Here is a 17,725-nt window from a genome sequence, read left to right as displayed (position 1 = left end):
AGCAAATCAAATGGCACACAAAAAGGCAGGCGGATCGTCACGAAACGGCCGCGACTCCGAGTCGAAGCGTCTCGGCGTGAAGGTGTACGGCGGTCAAGCCATCAACGCGGGCGGCATCATCGTGCGTCAACGTGGCACGCGCATGCACCCGGGCGAAAACGTTGGTATCGGCAAGGATCACACCTTGTTCGCGCTGACAGACGGCCACGTCACGTTTTCGACCAAAGGCGCAGCGAAGAAGCACATGGTCAACGTCGTCCCGGCAGCAGTCTGAGTTTTACCCAGGCACGGGCTTCAGGACCGGAAAAGGCCCCGCGAAGTTAGCGGGGCTTTTTTTATTTGCGGTGTTTTCCGCCGCAGGCATGGGCGGGAATGAATCCTTCATGCCGGCATGCCTATGTCGTTCGGCCGATTGATCATCGCGCGGCGAGCGCGGCAAAATAGAAGCATGCGGCAGCATCAAATCTGGCAGCACCATTGAGCAGTACACCACGGGACGGAGTTACGCATGAAGTTCATTGACGAAGCGAGGATTGAAGTCATCGCCGGCGACGGAGGGGATGGCAGCGCGTCGATGCGCCGCGAGAAATTCGTTCCGTTCGGCGGCCCGGATGGCGGCGACGGCGGCCGGGGCGGCAGCGTGATCGCGATCGCGGACCGCAACATCAACACGCTGATCGACTACCGCTACGCGAAAAAACACATGGCGCGCAACGGCGAAAACGGCCGCGGCGCGGACTGCTACGGCAAGGGCGGCGACGATATCACGCTGCGCATGCCGGTGGGCACCACCATCACCGACATGGAGACCGGCGAGTTGATCGCCGATCTGACCGAGCACAACCAGACCGTGCAGATCGCGCAAGGCGGCGCGGGCGGTCTCGGCAACCTGCATTTCAAGTCCAGCACGAACCGCGCGCCGCGTCAGAAAACCGACGGCAAGCCTGGCGAGCGCCGCATGGTGCGCCTCGAACTGAAGGTGCTGGCGGACGTCGGTTTGCTCGGCATGCCGAATGCGGGCAAGTCGACCTTCATCTCGTCGGTGTCGAACGCACGACCGAAAATTGCCGACTATCCGTTCACGACGCTCGCGCCGAATCTCGGCGTGGTGCGTGTGGGGCCGAGCCGCAGTTTCGTGATCGCCGATATTCCCGGCTTGATCGAGGGCGCGGCCGAAGGCGCCGGCCTCGGTCACCAGTTCCTGCGTCACTTGCAGCGCACAGGACTCTTGCTGCACATCGTCGACCTCGCACCGTTCGACGACGCGGTCGATCCTGTGGCGGAAGCCAAGGCGATCGTCAACGAACTGCGCAAGTACGACGAGTTGCTGTATGAAAAGCCGCGCTGGCTGGTGCTCAATAAGCTCGACATGGTGCCGGAAGACGAGCGCGAAGCGCGTGTTTCGGCCTTCATCGAGGGCTTTGGCTGGGACGGCCCGGTATTCGAAATCTCGGCGCTGACCGGCCAGGGTTGCGAGAACCTCTGCTATGCGGTGTTCGATTACATCGCCGCACATTCGGACGCGCAACGCGCGGCCGAAGCCGAAGATCTCGCCGCCGACGTGCGCTTTCGCGAGAAACCGCAAGCACCGGCCGCCGCGGACGGATCCAGCGCCGATCCGCAGGAATAACAAGCGCGAGCGTCGGCGCCCTCGCGGGCTGCCGGCATGCATCAAGCGTCATCTTGGAGACCGCGCACAATGCGTTCCGTCATCGCAGACTCACGGCGATTGGTAGTGAAAGTCGGTTCGAGCCTCGTCACCAACGACGGCCGCGGCCTCGATCATGCTGCGATCGGCCGCTGGGCCGCGCAGATTGCGGCGCTGCGAGCGCAAGGCAAGGAAGTGGTGCTCGTGAGTTCGGGCGCCATTGCCGAAGGCATGCAGCGGCTCGGCTGGACTAAGAGGCCACGCGAAATCGACGAATTGCAGGCGGCTGCGGCCGTCGGGCAAATGGGCCTTGCGCAGGTGTATGAAAGCCGTTTTGCCGAGCATTCGATCCAGACCGCGCAAATTCTGTTGACCCACGCCGATCTGGCCGATCGCGAGCGCTATCTGAACGCGCGCTCCACGCTGCTCACGCTGCTGCGTCTGGGCGTGGTGCCGATCATCAACGAGAACGACACGGTCGTCACCGACGAAATCAAGTTCGGCGACAACGACACCCTCGGCGCGCTGGTCGCCAACCTGATCGAAGGCGATGCGCTTGTCATCCTCACCGATCAACAAGGGCTTTTCACCGCCGACCCTCGCAAGGACCCGAATGCCACGCTTGTCCAGCAGGCCGACGCCGGTGCCCCGGACCTCGAAGCGATGGCGGGCGGTGCGGGTTCGAGCCTGGGGCGCGGCGGCATGCTGACCAAGATTCTTGCCGCCAAGCGCGCGGCTCACAGCGGCGCGAACACGGTGATCGCTAGTGGGCGCGAGGCGGACGTGTTGTCGCGACTGGCCTCGGGCGAGGCGATCGGCACGCAGTTGATCGCGCGCACGGCGCGCATGGCGGCGCGCAAACAGTGGATGGCCGATCATCTGCAGGTGCGCGGCCATGTGGTGATCGACGACGGCGCAGTCGAGAAGCTCACCGAAGGCGGCAAGAGCTTGCTGCCGATCGGCATCGTCGGCGTGCAAGGCGCGTTTGCGCGCGGTGAAGTAATCGCTTGTCTGAGCGCCGCAGGGCGCGAAGTGGCGCGTGGACTGACGAATTACAGCAGCGCGGAAACCAAGTTGATTCAACGGCGTCCGAGCGGTGAAATCGAATCGGTGCTCGGCTATATGCTGGAGCCGGAGCTGATTCATCGCGACAACCTGGTGTTGGTCTGATTCACTGCCAAGTGCAACGAGACAGAAAAAAAGCCGTTCCAGCGAAAGCTGGAACGGCTTTTTCACATCCGCCGACGCCTACAGACCCGAAGTACGCTCGCGAACAGCGCTTTAGCGAACCATGGAAGCCGCGGTGCGCTTATAGCGAATATTCTCGACAATCTGCTTCGCGTTACCCGTGGGTATCTTGTTCGCGCACAGATAATCCTGGTACAACGCGGCGTGATACGCGTTCAGCGCGCCATTCTCGATACGGGTGAAATCGTTCGCCACCGTCCGGTCCCAACCGTCGTGATCCGCGTTCAGGCCCGCATACAGGCGCCATTCATACGTATCGCAGCGAATCCCTTCGTAGTTCACGTTGCGCGCGCCGGCTGGGCTCGTCACAACCACGGTATAGCGCACCACACCGTCGGAGCCGACGCTGAGCGAATTCCGGTCGATCGAAAAGTGCAGCGGCGTATTGCCGGAGACTTCGAAGGGCAGCAGATTCGATTCTTGCGGTAGCGGCGGCAAGGTGTCCACCTTGTTCTCAACCCAGGTGCCTTGTCGGTCCAGCAGGTAGGTAAATGCGCTGTCGTCCTTGTTGGTGGGTTTGCCGGCGCTCGAACAGCCAGCCAGCAGGGCGCCGGTGGCGACGCACGCCACGACGAGAGCAAGTGCTTTCAATATGGTTTCCTCGAAACACTGGCGCGACTCGAGGAGCCGCGCCAGAGAGAGACGGCATGGACAGCCGCACTGCGTTGTTAATTGCGCACGCCCGGGCGGAACAGCGAGCCGGCGGTTTCATGAGCCGATTCGTCTTCGCGTTCGGGAGCAGCGCCAACCTCGTCCGCCGATCTGGCGCCCGAACCGCAATCGGACTCGGCCGCCGTGCGAATCGATGTTTCGATGCTGACAGTGGTCACCGTCATCACCGTGGAATCCGGCGGACTTTCCATTGACGACGCTATCCGGGGATAACGCGGTCCGTGGTGCCCGCCAGGTTTTTCCGCACGCGGCGCAGCCCGGCGCATGAAACGGGATAGCTCCGTCAGCGCCAACTGATACACATCCCGCTTGAACTCGATCACACAGTCGAGCGGCACCCAGTACTCGTTCCAGCGCCACGCATCGAACTCAGGGTGGTCGGTGGCGCGCAAGCAGATATCGCAATCGCGTCCAACCATTCTGAGCAAAAACCAGATTTGCTTCTGGCCGCGGTAATGACCGCGTACTTCGCGCTTGATGAACTTGTCAGGCACCTCGTAACGCAACCAGTCGCGTGTGCGACCGATCACCTTGACGTGCTCAGGAAGCAGCCCGGTTTCTTCGTGTAACTCCCGATACATCGCTTGCACGGGGGTCTCTCCGTACTTGATGCCCCCTTGCGGAAACTGCCAGGAATGTTCACGGAGCCGTTTGCCCCAAAACACCTCGTTGTGCGCGTTCAAGAGGATGATGCCGACGTTCGGGCGAAAGCCTTCACGATCCAGCATACAACCACCTTCGAATCCTTTAAAATTGCTTTGATTATAAACAGATAACGGTCCCGCCGCACCGATTCGCACCAGAATGGAACGATTCGCCGCAAAAGGGCCTGTTTGCGGTAGCCTGTCAGTCTTTCCGCGCCTTATCCCACGTGTAAAGGCTTTGCGCGGCGGCTTCTGCGCCGGGATCGGCCAGTGCGTGCCGATAGCGGGCGAATCCGTACCGGCCAGGCGCCGGATCAGTGTCGATTTCCCACCGTTTTCACCTTTCGGGCGGTCCCTCCGGAGCCGCCGCTTTTGGATAATCTGAATGAAAGCTTCCCGTTTCTTTATCGGCACCCTGAAAGAAGCGCCTGCCGACGCCGAAATCGTCAGCCACAAGCTCATGGTGCGCGCCGGCATGATCCGCCGCGTCGCCGGCGGCATCTATAACTACCTGCCGGTCGGCCTGCGTTCGATCCGCAAGGTGGAAGCCATCGTGCGCGAAGAAATGAACCGGGCGGACGCGATCGAATTGCTGATGCCTTCGGTGCAGCCGGCCGAACTCTGGCAGGAATCGGGCCGCTGGGAAAAGTACGGCCCCGAGCTGCTGCGCTTCAAGGACCGCAAGCAATCCGATTTCGTGCTCGGACCGACGCACGAGGAAGTGATCACCGACATCGCGCGCAATCAGATCAAGAGCTATCGCCAGTTGCCGGTGAATTTCTATCAGATCCAAACGAAGTTCCGCGACGAAATCCGTCCGCGTTTCGGCGTGATGCGAGGCCGCGAATTCATCATGAAAGACGCGTACTCGTTCGACAAGGACGCGGCAGGTCTGCGTGAGACGTATCGCAAGATGTACGACGCGTACGTGCGCATCTTCACGCGTCTCGGTCTGGATTTCCGCGCGGTGGCGGCGGACAACGGTTCGATCGGCGGCAGCGGCTCGCATGAATTCCACGTGATCGCGGAAACCGGCGAAGACGCGATCGCCTATTGCCCGACCTCCGAGTTCGCCGCGAACGTCGAAGCGGCCGAAGCATTGCCGCTCTACGCCGAACGCGCGGCGCCCGCCGAGGCGATGAAAAAGACCGCGACGCCGGGCAAAGCCAAGTGCGAAGCCGTCGCCGAACTGCTGGACATTCCGCTCGAACGCACGATCAAGTCGATCGTCCTCGCTACCGAAAACGAAGGCGCCGAGCCGACCATCTGGTTGCTGATGCTGCGCGGCGATCACGATCTGAACGAGATCAAGGTGGGCAACCTGCCGGGTCTGTCCGAGTTCCGCATGGCGACCGAAGCCGAGATCATCGCGACCTTCGGCACGCCGCCGGGTTACCTCGGTCCGATCAATCCGAAGAAGCCGGTCAAGGTCGTCGCGGATCGCACCGTGGCGAACATGAGCGACTTCGTGGTCGGCGCGAACGAGGTGGACTACCACATCACCGGCGTGAACTGGGGCCGCGATCTGCCGGAACCGGTCGTCGCCGACATTCGCAACGTCAAGAGGGGCGACCCGTCGCCGGACGGCAAGGGCGTGCTCGACATTTGCCGCGGCATCGAAGTCGGCCACGTGTTCCAGCTCGGCACGAAGTATTCGGAAGCGATGAACGCGAACTGCCTCGACGAAACCGGCAAGCCGCAGCCGATGGAAATGGGCTGCTACGGTATCGGCATCACGCGTATCCTGGGCGCCGCGATCGAGCAGAATTTCGACGACAAGGGCATCATCTGGCCGGAATCGATCGCGCCGTTCGAAGTCGTGCTGTGCCCGATGGGCTACGACCGCAGCGAAGCCGTGCGCGAGCAGGCCGACAAGCTGTATGCAACGCTGGTCGAAGCGAGCATCGACGTAATCCTCGACGATCGCGGCGAGCGGCCCGGCGTGATGTTCGCCGACTGGGAATTGATCGGCGTGCCGCATCGTCTGGTGATCGGCGACCGTGGCCTGAAGGACGGCAAGCTCGAATACCAGGGCCGCCGCGACGCCGAAGCGACGCTGTTGCCGCTCGAAGATGCCGCGCAAACGGTGATCGCGAAGGTCCGCGCGGCCCTGGCGCGCTAAGCGGAGCGGACAGTGGAGTACACCTTCCTGTCCGCCACCGTCCTGCTCATCCTGATTACCGATCCACTCGGCAACATTCCGATCTTCATCAGTTGCCTGCGCGGTGTGGCGCCCAGGCGGCGCGCGATCGTCGTTCTCCGTGAAGTGGCGATCGCCTTCGCGATCCTGCTGGTGTTCATGGTGCTCGGCGATCGCTTCCTGCGCATGATGAGTCTGACCGACCAGTCGCTGCGCATCGGCGGCGGCATCGTGTTGTTCCTGATCGCGCTGAGAATGGTGTTTCCGCATCCGGACGGCCCATTCGGTGGCGACGTGCGCGGCGGCGAGCCGTTGATCGTGCCGCTTGCCATTCCGGCGCTGGCGGGCCCCTCGGCGCTGGCGACCGTGATGCTGCTGACGTCGCAGGCGCCCGGCAAGATGCTCGAGTGGATCGGTGCGCTGACTGTCACGATGATCGTCTGCGCGATCGTGCTGATGCTCTCCGAGCGCATCGAGGCATGGCTTGGGGAGCGCGCAATGATGGCTTTCGAACGCCTGATGGGCCTGGTGCTGGTGGCGATCTCGGTCGAGATGATGCTCGGCGGCATCCGGTCTTTCGTGAATCACTTATGAGTCGGGCCCGGCGCGGAGATTGGCCGCACGCAGCGGAACGGCGCTTCGGCCAATCACGGCAAAGAAAAAGCGGCCAGTCGGCCGCTTTTTCACATCGCTTCGCACCCGCGCTCAAAGGCGGTTCAACGGCTCAAGCCCCGTCGGTCAGCGCTCGAATCGTCGGCAGGTTGCGCCAGTAACCTCTCGCGTCCATCCCGCAGCCGAACACATAGCGGTCCGGCACTTCGAAACCGCAGTAATCCGGGCGCAGCGGCTTCGCCTTCGGAATGATCTTCTCGCACAGCACCGCGCTCAGGAAGCGCTTCGCGCCCATCTCGAGGATGCGGTCGCGGATCGCGGCCATCGTCTCGCCTTCGTCGAGGATGTCGTCGAGCACCAGCACCACGCGATCCTTCACCGACTCGGCCGGCGCCACGCGCCACTGCATCTCGCTGCCGCCTTTGGTGGTATTGCGGTAGCGGGTGAGGTGGATGTAGTCGAACTCGAGCGGGAAATCGAGGTGCGGCAGCAGCATGCCGGTGAACACCGCCGCGCCGCCCATCACCGACAGCACGAGCGGAAAGTCCTCGCTCATCTCGTCGCGGATGGCGGCCGCCATGCCGCTGATCGACGCGTTGACGTCGTCGGCCGAAACGATTTCTTCGGAGTGGCTGAAAATGTGGAGAGCTTCTTCGCGGTTCATGACGTCTGACAGGCGGTAACTGTATACATAGTGTGGGTGAGAACGCCCCGAAGGATGTCCCCTTGGGCGACGGCGGCGTGCGGTACGGAATAAACCCGCAAGGACCGGAGTCGGCCGCGCGTGCCCTTGTTCATGCGCCGAGCCATGCGCGCCCGCCGTCTTGCTAAAGCTTAGCGCATGCCGGGCAACATGCCCTTCATGCCGCGCATCATCTTCTGCATGTTGCCGCCCTTCAGTTTCTTCATCATCGTGCGCATCTGGTCGTACTGGTTCAGCATGCGGTTGACTTCCTGCACCTGCACGCCCGCGCCGGCGGCAATGCGGCGCTTGCGGGTGGCCTTGATCAGATCGGGTTTGGCGCGCTCCAGCGGCGTCATGGAATTGATGATGCCTTCCATGCGGCGCATCTGCTTTTCGGCCTGGCTCATGTCGGCGCCGGCGGCGGCTTGCTGGAACTGCGCGGGCAGTTTGTCCATCAGCGACGACAGGCCGCCCATGCCCTTCATTTGCGTGAGCTGCGCGCGGAAGTCGTTGAGGTCGAAGTCGCCGCCTTTCTTGACCTTGTCCGCGAGCTTTTGCGCGGCCTGCACGTCCACGCCGCGTTGCGCTTCCTCGACGAGGGCGAGAATGTCGCCCATGCCGAGAATCCGGTTTGCCATGCGGTCCGGGTAGAAGATTTCGAGGCCGTCGAGCTTCTCCGCGACGCCGACGAACTTGATCGGCTTGCCCGTGACGTGACGCACCGAGAGCGCCGCGCCGCCGCGCGAGTCGCCGTCGAGCTTGGTGAGCACGACGCCGGTGAGCGGCAGCGCATCGCTGAAGGCCTTGGCGGTGTTCACCGCATCCTGACCCAGCATCGCGTCGACCACGAACAGTGTTTCCGCGGGTTTCAGCGTGCTGTGCAGCGCGGTGATTTCCTGCATCATCGCTTCGTCGATACCGAGACGGCCGGCCGTGTCGACCAGCAGCACGTCGTGATAGTGGCGCTTGGCCCAGTCCACTGCGGCGCGCGCGATATCGACCGGTTTCTGATCCGGTTCGGACGGGAAGAAGTCCGCACCGACCTGCTCGGTCACCGTCTTCAACTGCGCGATAGCAGCGGGACGGTAGACGTCGCACGAAACCGTCAGCACCTTCTTTTTGTACTTTTCGCGCAGCAGTTTGGCGAGCTTGCCGACCGTGGTCGTCTTGCCGGCGCCTTGCAAACCCGCCATCAAAATGACGGCCGGCGGCGTGACGGCGAGGTTCAGTTCGACCGCCTTGCCTTCATAGTCGCCGCCGATGATCGCGGTGAGTTCGCGCTGCACGACGCCGACGAGCGCCTGGCCCGGCGACAGACTGCTGATGACTTCCTCGCCGAGCGCCTTCTCCTTCACCTTGGCGATGAATTCGCGCACGACGGGTAGCGCGACGTCCGCCTCGAGAAGCGCGAGGCGCACTTCGCGCAGCATTTCCTGGGTGTTCGCCTCGGTGAGCCGGGCTTCGCCGCGCAGCGTCTTGACGACGCGCGCCATCCGTTGTGTCAGATTGTCGAGCATGGGGAGCGATGAGCAGTGCGGCCCGCGCAGCGCGCGAAGTGGAAGACGTCGCGGAGTAGGGGCCTAGTGTAAACTTCGAATATGGATATTGTACTGTATGCCCTCACTGCGCTTCTCTACGGCGGCCTTGCCGTGGCCGGCTGGCGCTCGCACCGGCACGCCGCCGTGCGCCCCATGCTCGAGAGCGTGCCGCCCGTGCCACGCGCGCCGGCTGCCGCGGGCGTGTCGGCCGCTTCGGGCATGAGCACGCCGGGCCGTGCGCTGCTTTTCCTCGCGCTGCTCGCGCACGGCGTGTTGCTGCATACCACCATCTTTCCCCAGAACGCGATGGTGTTCGGTTTCGCGTTCGCGCTTTCGGCGATGTTCTGGCTCGGCGCCGGCATCTACTGGATCGAGAGTTTCTTCTTTCCGCTCGACGGCTTGCGCCTGCTGGTGTTGCCGCTCGCCTGCGTGGCGTCGTTGTTGCCGCTGGCGTTCAACGGCGTGCGCGTGCTGCCGTATTCCGCGGCGCCCATGTTCAAGCTGCACTTTCTGATCGCGAACATCGCGTACGGATTGTTCGTGATCGCGGCGCTGCACGCGATTCTGATGCTGCTGGTGGAGCGGCGTTTGCACGCCATGCGCGGCGGCGTATCGCAACGGCATGGGGCCGCGGCCGGCAACGGCTGGTTGTCGAGCTGGCTCGATACCTTGCCGCCGCTGCTCACGCTGGAAAAACTGCTGTTCCGCCTGATCGGCGCCGGCTTCGTGCTGCTCACACTCACGCTGATTTCGGGCATCGTGTTCAGTGAGCAACTGGTCGACCGCGCGTTGAGCCTCGATCATAAAACCGTGTTCGCGATTCTTTCCTGGGTGATGTTCGGCGCGCTGCTGACCGCGCGCAAGGTATCCGGCTGGCGCGGCCGTGCGGCATTGCGCTGGGTGCTGGCTTCGTTCGTCGCGCTGCTGCTGGCGTACGTCGGCAGCCGTTTTGTTTTCGAGGTGCTGTTGCACCGAGCCGTAGTGTGAGCGTGTGCCATGCGACAAATATTTCTGCTGATCATGTTGTTCATCGTCGGCCAGTGGCTGGTGAAGGCGCTGCGCCGTCATGACGCGCAGACATCGCAACGCGCGGGCGCGAACGGCGCCGCGGGCGCCAAGGGTCCGCATGGCGGCGCGCGCTCGGCCGGCTCCGCGCAAGCGCAAGCTCAGCCCCAACTCGCCGAGCCGATGATCCGCTGTGTCGAGTGCGGCGTGCATGCGCCGAAGAGCGATTCCGTGGTGGTGGCGGGGCAGCCGTTCTGCAGCGCCGCCCATGCGCGGCGCCACGGCGCGCGACCCACGGGCCGCGACGCTCGATGAGCGTCGGGTTCACCGTCGACGCCGACGGTTGGGTCGCCGCCGCACGCAAACGCCCCTCGCCGAATTTCGAAGCGCGGCCCGAAGGCGCGTTGCCGACGCTGATCGTCGTCCACAACATCAGCCTGCCGCCCAATGAGTTCGGCGGGACGGCGATCGCCGAACTGTTCCAGAACACGCTCGACTGCGATGCCCATCCGTACTACGACACGCACCTGCGCGGCGTGCGAGTGTCGGCGCATTTCGTGATTCATCGCGACGGGGTGCTGGAGCAATACGTTTCTTGCAATGAGCGTGCATGGCACGCGGGGCCGTCGAATTTTTTCGGCCGCGAGCGTTGCAATGATTTCTCGATCGGCATCGAGCTCGAGGGCAGCGACACCACTGCTTTCGAAGCGGCGCAATACCGCACGCTCGGCGCCCTTGTGAAGGCGCTCAAGGCGCGCTATCCGATCGAGGCGCTTGCCGGTCACTCGGATATCGCCCCCGGCCGCAAGACGGATCCAGGTCCTCATTTCGACTGGCGGCGTCTGCAACGCGACACTTCGCTTCCCGCTCAGTATTTCCCCTATCTCAAGTTTTCCAAAACGCCGTAACGGCCCTTCGCGCGATACCGCGTGATGCGACGAGAGCAAGGCGCCGCCTTGTTCTCCGGGGAGACGGCTTTGCGCCGGACGAGGCGAAAGTCAACCCTTCGAGAGCAAATAAATCGATTTGACCTGTCCCGAAACTCCACTATACTTGGTGCCAGAAATTCGGTTTTGCACTATATCTTGTGCTTTCTTGTGCATAACCATGTGAATAACCGAGTGCACAACGGGTGCACAACTGGTGCATAAGTCAGCGGCGCCCCGCTCTTCGAGCATGGCGCCGCAAGCATTCCAGGCAGCGATAAAAATTCCTGCGGCGCGGCCGGAAGAGACCACCGGCGGCATCCAGAAGCACTCAGGAAAGGGGCGTGGCAAGTGATCGCGACACACATGATGAAGACCGTTACGAATTCGAACCAGGCTTCATCGCTGTCGCATCCCGCCACCCGGCTCAGCCGGCCTTTTTCCTGCACCCCATCGCTTGCGCACGCGGCGGCGCAGCGTTCGTTTTAATCCGCGGCATTCGCCGCAACATTTCCAGGACCAGGAGCTTTGCACATGCAAACCACCGACAACGTGACGACCCGGTACGAGGGTTCACCGACTGGCCAGGCATTCGGCCAGGCACAAGGCGCCCAGGGGCTCGCGCCGCAAGCGACCTACGCCGACTACAAGGTGATCCGCCGCAATGGCAGCGTGGTGTCGTTCGAGCCGTCGAAAATCGCCATCGCCGTGACGAAGGCATTTCTGGCTGTCAACGGTGGTCAAGGCGCCGCGTCGGCGCGTGTGCGCGAACTGGTCGAGCAGCTCACGCAGAACGTCGTGCGCGCCTTGCTGCGCAGCCGCCCGAACGGCGGCACCTTCCATATCGAGGACATCCAGGATCAGGTCGAACTCGCGCTGATGCGCGGCGGCGAACACAACGTCGCGCGTGCTTACGTGCTGTATCGCGAGAAGCGCACCCAGGCGCGCGGTCATGACGAACAGGTGGCCGGCGGCGCGCCGGGTCTGAACGTCACCGATAACGGCGTGACGCATCCGCTCGACATGGCTGCGCTGCGCGGCATCATCGAATCGGCTTGCGCGAATCTGGGCGACGCCGTGAGCGCCGAGCCGATCGTCGCGGAGACGGTCAAGAATCTGTACGACGGCGTGCCGATGAGCCAGGTGTACGACTCGGCGATCCTGGCCGCGCGCACGATGATCGAAAAAGACCCGGCTTACAGCCAGGTCACCGCTCGCATCCTGCTGCACACCATCCGCCGCGAGATCCTCGAGGAAGAAGTCACGCAAGCCGAAATGGGCGAGCGCTACGCCGAGTACTTCCCGCAGTTCATCAAGCGCGGCGTGCAAGCCGAGTTGCTCGACGACAAGCTGCTGCAGTTCGATCTGAAGCGCCTCGGCGCCGCGCTCGACAACAACCGCGACCTGCAATTCGGCTACCTCGGTCTGCAGACGCTGTACGACCGCTACTTCCTGCATCACGACGGCGTGCGGATCGAAATGCCCCAGGCATTCTTTATGCGTGTCGCGATGGGGCTGTCGCTGAACGAGATCGACCGCGAAGCGCGCGCGATCGAGTTTTACAACGTGCTGTCGAGCTTCGACTTCATGTCGTCCACGCCGACCTTGTTCAACTCGGGCACCCGCCGCTCGCAACTGTCGTCGTGCTATCTCACCACGGTGGACGATGACCTCGACGGCATCTACGAAGCGCTGAAGGAAAACGCGCTGCTCTCGAAGTTCGCCGGCGGCCTCGGCAACGACTGGACGCGCGTGCGTGCGCTCGGCTCGCACATCAAGGGCACCAACGGCAAGTCGCAAGGCGTGGTTCCCTTCCTGAAGGTGGTCAACGACACGGCGGTGGCCGTGAACCAGGGCGGCAAGCGCAAGGGCGCGGTGTGCGCGTACCTGGAAACGTGGCACCTGGACATCGAGGAATTCCTCGAGCTGCGCAAGAACACCGGCGACGACCGCCGCCGCACCCACGACATGAACACGGCGAACTGGATTCCCGACCTGTTCATGAAGCGCGTGATGGAAGGCGGCGACTGGACGCTGTTCTCGCCGTCCACCTGTCCGGACCTGCACGACAAGTTCGGCGCCGAATTCGAAACGGCTTACACGGCTTACGAAGACAAGGTCGCACGCGGCGAGATCAAGCTGTTCAAGAAGCTGCCGGCGGCGCAACTGTGGCGCAAGATGCTGGGCATGCTGTTCGAGACCGGCCACCCGTGGATCACGTTCAAGGATCCGTGCAATGTGCGCTCGCCGCAACAGCACGTCGGCGTGGTCCACTCGTCGAACCTGTGCACGGAAATCACGCTCAACACCAGCGACGCCGAAATCGCCGTCTGCAACCTGGGCTCGGTGAACCTCGTCGCTCACCTGAAGGAGCAAGCCGACGGCACGCTCGCGCTCGACCACGACAAGCTCAAGCGCACCGTCAGCGTGGCGATGCGCATGCTCGACAACGTGATCGACATCAATTACTACGCGGTCGCCAAGGCGCGTAACTCGAACCTGAAGCACCGCCCGGTCGGCCTGGGCATCATGGGCTTCCAGGACTGCCTGCACCTGCTGCGCACGCCGTACGCGTCGGACGAGGCGGTCAAGTTCGCCGACACCTCGATGGAAGCGGTCTGCTACTACGCTTACTACGCGTCGACCGAACTGGCGCAGGAGCGCGGCCGTTACTCCAGCTACCGCGGCTCGCTGTGGGATCGCGGCATCCTCCCGCAAGACTCGCTCAAGCTGTTGGCCGAAGCGCGCGGCGGCTACGTCGAAGTCGACTCGAGCGAGTCGATGGACTGGACCGAACTGCGCCAGCGCATCGCCAACTACGGCATGCGCAATTCGAACTGCGTCGCGATCGCCCCGACGGCGACGATCTCGAACATCATCGGCGTGTCGGCTTGCATCGAGCCGACTTTCCAGAACCTGTACGTGAAGTCGAATCTGTCAGGCGAATTCACGGTGGTCAACGACTACCTGGTGCGCGACCTGAAGGCACGCGGCCTGTGGGACGAAGTGATGGTCGCCGACCTGAAGTATTTCGACGGCACGCTCTCGCGCATCGACCGTATCCCGGCCGACCTGCGCGCGATCTACGCGACCGCGTTCGAGCTCGATCCGGTGTGGCTGGTCGAAGCGGCCTCGCGTCGTCAGAAGTGGATCGACCAGGCGCAGTCGCTGAACATCTACATGGGTGGCGCGTCGGGTAAGAAGCTCGACGAGATCTACAAGCTCGCCTGGGTGCGCGGTCTCAAGACCACCTACTACCTCCGCACGATGGCGGCGACGCACGTCGAAAAATCGACGGTGGCGCACGGCGCGCTGAACGCGGTGTCCTCGGGTGGCGGTGAAGGCACGGGCGGTATCGGCGGCGGCGCGGCGGGTGGCTTCGGCGTGAGCGGCGGCGTTGCTGGCGGCGGCATCCAGGCGGCGGCAGCGGCCGCGCCCGCAGTGCCGGCAGTCGCGGTTGAAGCCGCGCCGGAAGCGGATGGTCCGGTGTGCATGATGCGTCCGGGCGACCCCGGCTTCGACGAGTGCGAGGCTTGCCAGTAACAACCCGGCGAGCACGAAGCGGATAGCAGGATCGTTGTTTGCTGACGGGTGTAGGTAATGACCCGCATGCAGACCCGCATGCAGCGAGCAGCGAACCTGGTGGAAGTGAAGCAGAAGCGAATGAGATGAGCGGCGCGGTGGTTGAGATCGAAGCTGCGTCGTTCATCGAAAGCAGCGAAGCACGGCAAGCGACTGAGGCCGTGAAGCGGTAGATCAGCAGTCGGCAGTCGGCGGCACCAACGAAGCGCGCGGCACAGTGCGCTCGGCAAACGCTTCGATCGATGAGGCCAAGGCAACGCAGCCGGCCAGATGCATCGCTCGACCTTGCATTGAACTTCACCTCGCCGCCACTGACGAAATGGCAAACGCGGGTAAATGCAGAAGCCGCGAGCGAGGCAGCAGTCGGCAACGCAACATGCTCCACGCACACTCCGCGATACAGATAGATAGAGCAGCGAAACGAGGCTTCGATACGTTGCTCTTCGAGCTCGCGAAGCACCTCGACGACACACGTTCAACACGCTTCACATGAGGCGACGCACACACAGTGTCGAACAAAGTGTTGTATGAACGTAGCAACGCGAATCGAAAACAGGATTTTTCATCGGCGAAGGCTTTTATCGCTCGTGAAAAGATGGTACAAACCGTTCTAAATTGATGGTGACATTTATGCTCAACTGGGATGACGAGATCACTGCCGTAACTCCCTCGAGCGCTACGCAACAGAACGTGTTGCGCAACGCTGCGGGATCGGCTGTCGGTTCGCAAGTCGGAACGCGTTCCGCTCCTCACGCTCCCTCGGCTCAAGACATCTTCGCGAACGACATCGCTGTCGCTCCCGTTGCTTCCGCTCCTCGCGCCGCCGGAACGGCTGCCGCTTCCGAAGCGCGGGTCAATGTCGCCGACAAGCGCATCATCAACGGCCAGACCGACGTCAATCAGTTGGTGCCGTTCAAATACAAGTGGGCCTGGGAAAAGTATCTGGCTGGTTGCGCCAACCACTGGATGCCGCAAGAAGTGAACATGTCGCGCGACATCGCCCTCTGGAAAGACCCGAACGGGCTGACCGAAGACGAGCGCCGCATCGTCAAGCGCAACCTGGGCTTCTTCGTGACGGCGGATTCCCTCGCCGCCAACAACATCGTGCTGGGCACCTACCGCCACATCACGGCGCCCGAATGCCGCCAGTTCCTGCTGCGCCAGGCGTTCGAAGAGGCGATCCACACGCACGCTTACCAGTACATCGTCGAATCGCTGGGCCTCGACGAGGGCGAAATCTTCAACGCGTATCACGAGGTTGCCTCGATCCGCGCGAAAGACGAATTCCTGATTCCGTTCATCCACACGCTGACCGACCCGGCCTTCAAGACCGGCACGCTCGAAGCGGACCAGACGCTGCTGCGCTCGCTGATCGTGTTCGCCTGTGTGATGGAAGGTCTGTTCTTCTACGTCGGCTTTACGCAAATCCTGGCGCTCGGCCGCCAGAACAAGATGACCGGCGCGGCGGAACAGTACCAATACATCCTGCGCGACGAGTCGATGCACTGCAACTTCGGCATCGACCTGATCAACCAGATCAAACTCGAAAACCCGCAACTCTGGACGGCTGCGTTCCGCGCGGAAATCCGCGAGATCTTCCAGCAAGCGGTCGAACTTGAATATCGTTACGCGGAAGACACGATGCCGCGCGGGGTGCTCGGCCTCAATGCGTCGATGTTCAAGAGCTATCTGCGCTTCATCTGCAACCGTCGTTGCCAGCAGATCGGTCTCGATCCGCTGTACCCGAACGAGGAAAACCCGTTCCCGTGGATGAGCGAGATGATCGACCTGAAGAAGGAACGCAACTTCTTCGAGACGCGAGTGATCGAATATCAAACAGGCGGCGCGCTGACCTGGGAGTGATCCGGGTTCGAGCCGCAGATGTATTCATCGATGGGGATGCCGTGGGCCCAAGGCCGCGGCACTTATGTTTAGGAGCTTAATCGCCTGATGCAAAGCGTGCCCAGTGCGCCGCGTGCCTTCGCGGCCCACGAACATGACCGGCACTTTGCGAACCCTTCAGTGGGATGGGCAAACTTCCCCCCGGAAAAAGCCGTTGGCGTGATCGCCGGCGGCTCGATCAAGCAATTGCCGGCGCTGGAATCCAGTGCCGACCAGATTTGGCGCGCGGTGCCCAAGGGCACGGCGCGCCTTACCGCATTCATTAGCGTAAGCGCGCAGCACCTGCGTACGCCGATGAATAGCCCGCTTCGTAGCGCGCGCCTTGAGAAGCGTCCGCGGGAAGCGGGTTTTGACGAAGGGTGTAGTTTGAACTGACTCTCATCTGAAAACCTGAAGGAGAAAATGATGGCAACTGCAAAAAAAGCCGCAGCTAAGAAGCCCGCAGCGAAGAAGGTCGCAGCAAAGAAAGCTGCTCCGGCTAAGAAGGCCGCACCGGCAAAGAAAGTAGCGGCGAAGAAAGTCGCTGTGAAGAAGGTTGCAGCGAAGAAGGCACCGGCTAAGAAGGTTGCAGCGAAGAAAGCTGCTCCGGCCAAGAAGGTTGCCGCCAAGAAAGCCGCTGTGAAGAAGGTTGCAGCGAAGAAGGCGCCGGCCAAGAAGGCAGCGCCGGCGAAGAAGGCCGCTGTGAAGAAGGTTGCAGCAAAGAAGGTTGCGGCAAAGAAGGCGCCGGCGAAGAAGGCTGCGGCAAAGAAGGCCGCACCGGCTAAGAAGGCTGCTGCCAAGAAGGCTGCGCCCGCCAAGAAGGCTGCTGCCAAGAAGGCCGCGCCTGCTAAAAAGGCTGCGCCTGCCAAGAAGGCTGCCGCGAAGAAGGCCGCTGCTCCTGCCAAGAAGGCTGCGCCTGCGAAGAAGGCTGTCGCCAAGAAGGCTGCGCCTGCACCCGCTGCGACTACTGTCTCGAGCGCACCGGCGGCGACGGTGAAGACCGCGCTGAACCCGGCAGCGGCATGGCCGTTCCCGACGGGCAGCCGTCCGTAAGCGGTAGGAGCAGAAGCACTTCGACACGTCGCATGATGTGTCCGATGATCGAGTAGCGCTTAACGCAGTGTGATCGAGCGCTACTCGGTCA

16 protein-coding genes are annotated in these 17,725 nt (G+C 62.7%); 12 read left to right on the top strand and 4 right to left on the bottom strand.

Going from position 1 to position 17,725, the window contains the following annotated elements:
• The first annotated feature begins 10 nt into the window (after window positions 1-10).
• The 3 genes from rpmA (at window position 11) to proB (ending at window position 2,818) form a co-directional block, all read left to right on the top strand.
• Window positions 11-274 (top strand): 50S ribosomal protein L27, encoded by a 264-nt coding sequence (gene rpmA, locus CUJ90_RS15775; RefSeq protein WP_073431263.1) that lies wholly within the window; start codon window positions 11-13, stop codon window positions 272-274.
• A 234-nt stretch (window positions 275-508) separates the two neighbouring features.
• Window positions 509-1,630: an Obg family GTPase CgtA gene (gene cgtA / locus CUJ90_RS15770; protein ID WP_083086483.1), complete on the top strand. Its 1,122-nt coding sequence runs from the start codon at window positions 509-511 to the stop codon at window positions 1,628-1,630.
• 69 nt (window positions 1,631-1,699) lie between these two features.
• On the top strand, window positions 1,700-2,818 hold the full coding sequence (gene proB / locus CUJ90_RS15765; RefSeq protein WP_083086485.1) for a glutamate 5-kinase: 1,119 nt from the start codon (window positions 1,700-1,702) through the stop codon (window positions 2,816-2,818).
• A 111-nt stretch (window positions 2,819-2,929) separates the two neighbouring features.
• Here proB and CUJ90_RS15760 read toward each other — a convergent pair whose 3' ends face one another.
• Complete coding sequence (locus CUJ90_RS15760; protein ID WP_073431260.1) at window positions 2,930-3,487, bottom strand: CNP1-like family protein; 558 nt, start codon at window positions 3,485-3,487, stop codon at window positions 2,930-2,932.
• A 77-nt stretch (window positions 3,488-3,564) separates the two neighbouring features.
• A complete protein-coding gene (locus CUJ90_RS15755; RefSeq protein WP_083086487.1) occupies window positions 3,565-4,296 on the bottom strand; it encodes an RNA pyrophosphohydrolase in 732 nt (243 codons plus the stop codon).
• A 301-nt stretch (window positions 4,297-4,597) separates the two neighbouring features.
• Here CUJ90_RS15755 and CUJ90_RS15750 point away from each other — a divergent pair, with 301 nt between their 5' ends.
• Complete coding sequence (locus tag CUJ90_RS15750) at window positions 4,598-6,334, top strand: proline--tRNA ligase (RefSeq protein ID WP_114163166.1); 1,737 nt, start codon at window positions 4,598-4,600, stop codon at window positions 6,332-6,334.
• Window positions 6,335-6,346: 12 nt separating this feature from the next.
• Window positions 6,347-6,946: a MarC family protein gene (locus tag CUJ90_RS15745; RefSeq protein WP_073431257.1), complete on the top strand. Its 600-nt coding sequence runs from the start codon at window positions 6,347-6,349 to the stop codon at window positions 6,944-6,946.
• A gap of 130 nt (window positions 6,947-7,076) precedes the next feature.
• On the opposite strand, the gene CUJ90_RS15740 is transcribed toward CUJ90_RS15745, so the two are convergent.
• Together CUJ90_RS15740 and ffh are read right to left on the bottom strand one after the other, a co-directional pair.
• Window positions 7,077-7,628 carry a hypoxanthine-guanine phosphoribosyltransferase gene (locus tag CUJ90_RS15740; protein ID WP_073431256.1) on the bottom strand — a complete coding sequence of 184 codons (552 nt, stop codon included), beginning with the start codon at window positions 7,626-7,628 and terminating at the stop codon, window positions 7,077-7,079.
• A 170-nt stretch (window positions 7,629-7,798) separates the two neighbouring features.
• Complete coding sequence (gene ffh / locus CUJ90_RS15735; protein WP_073431255.1) at window positions 7,799-9,166, bottom strand: signal recognition particle protein; 1,368 nt, start codon at window positions 9,164-9,166, stop codon at window positions 7,799-7,801.
• An 81-nt stretch (window positions 9,167-9,247) separates the two neighbouring features.
• Here ffh and CUJ90_RS15730 point away from each other — a divergent pair, with 81 nt between their 5' ends.
• The 7 genes from CUJ90_RS15730 (at window position 9,248) to CUJ90_RS15700 (ending at window position 17,634) form a co-directional block, all read left to right on the top strand.
• Window positions 9,248-10,174 carry a cytochrome C assembly family protein gene (locus CUJ90_RS15730; RefSeq protein WP_073431254.1) on the top strand — a complete coding sequence of 309 codons (927 nt, stop codon included), beginning with the start codon at window positions 9,248-9,250 and terminating at the stop codon, window positions 10,172-10,174.
• Window positions 10,175-10,183: 9 nt separating this feature from the next.
• Window positions 10,184-10,507 carry a PP0621 family protein gene (locus CUJ90_RS15725; RefSeq protein WP_083086490.1) on the top strand — a complete coding sequence of 108 codons (324 nt, stop codon included), beginning with the start codon at window positions 10,184-10,186 and terminating at the stop codon, window positions 10,505-10,507.
• Window positions 10,504-11,100: a 1,6-anhydro-N-acetylmuramyl-L-alanine amidase AmpD gene (gene ampD, locus CUJ90_RS15720; RefSeq protein WP_083086492.1), complete on the top strand. Its 597-nt coding sequence runs from the start codon at window positions 10,504-10,506 to the stop codon at window positions 11,098-11,100. The genes CUJ90_RS15725 and ampD overlap by 4 nt, the downstream gene beginning before the upstream one ends.
• Window positions 11,101-11,652: 552 nt before the next feature.
• The gene (locus tag CUJ90_RS15715; protein ID WP_083086494.1) at window positions 11,653-14,661 is read left to right on the top strand and encodes a ribonucleoside-diphosphate reductase subunit alpha; all 3,009 of its coding nucleotides are present in this window, start codon (window positions 11,653-11,655) and stop codon (window positions 14,659-14,661) included.
• Window positions 14,662-15,330: 669 nt separating this feature from the next.
• Window positions 15,331-16,563: a ribonucleotide-diphosphate reductase subunit beta gene (locus CUJ90_RS15710; protein ID WP_073431250.1), complete on the top strand. Its 1,233-nt coding sequence runs from the start codon at window positions 15,331-15,333 to the stop codon at window positions 16,561-16,563.
• Between the two features lie 87 nt (window positions 16,564-16,650).
• Window positions 16,651-16,977 (top strand): hypothetical protein, encoded by a 327-nt coding sequence (locus tag CUJ90_RS15705; RefSeq protein ID WP_073431249.1) that lies wholly within the window; start codon window positions 16,651-16,653, stop codon window positions 16,975-16,977.
• Window positions 16,978-17,007: 30 nt separating this feature from the next.
• Window positions 17,008-17,634 carry a histone H1-like DNA-binding protein gene (locus tag CUJ90_RS15700; protein WP_073431248.1) on the top strand — a complete coding sequence of 209 codons (627 nt, stop codon included), beginning with the start codon at window positions 17,008-17,010 and terminating at the stop codon, window positions 17,632-17,634.
• Window positions 17,635-17,725 lie beyond the last annotated feature (91 nt).

The organism is Paraburkholderia terricola (genome assembly GCF_003330825.1).
Taxonomy (GTDB): Bacteria; Pseudomonadota; Gammaproteobacteria; order Burkholderiales; family Burkholderiaceae; genus Paraburkholderia; species Paraburkholderia terricola.
Note: the sequence above shows the minus strand (reverse complement) of the source record. Positions and strands in the feature narration are given on the sequence as shown.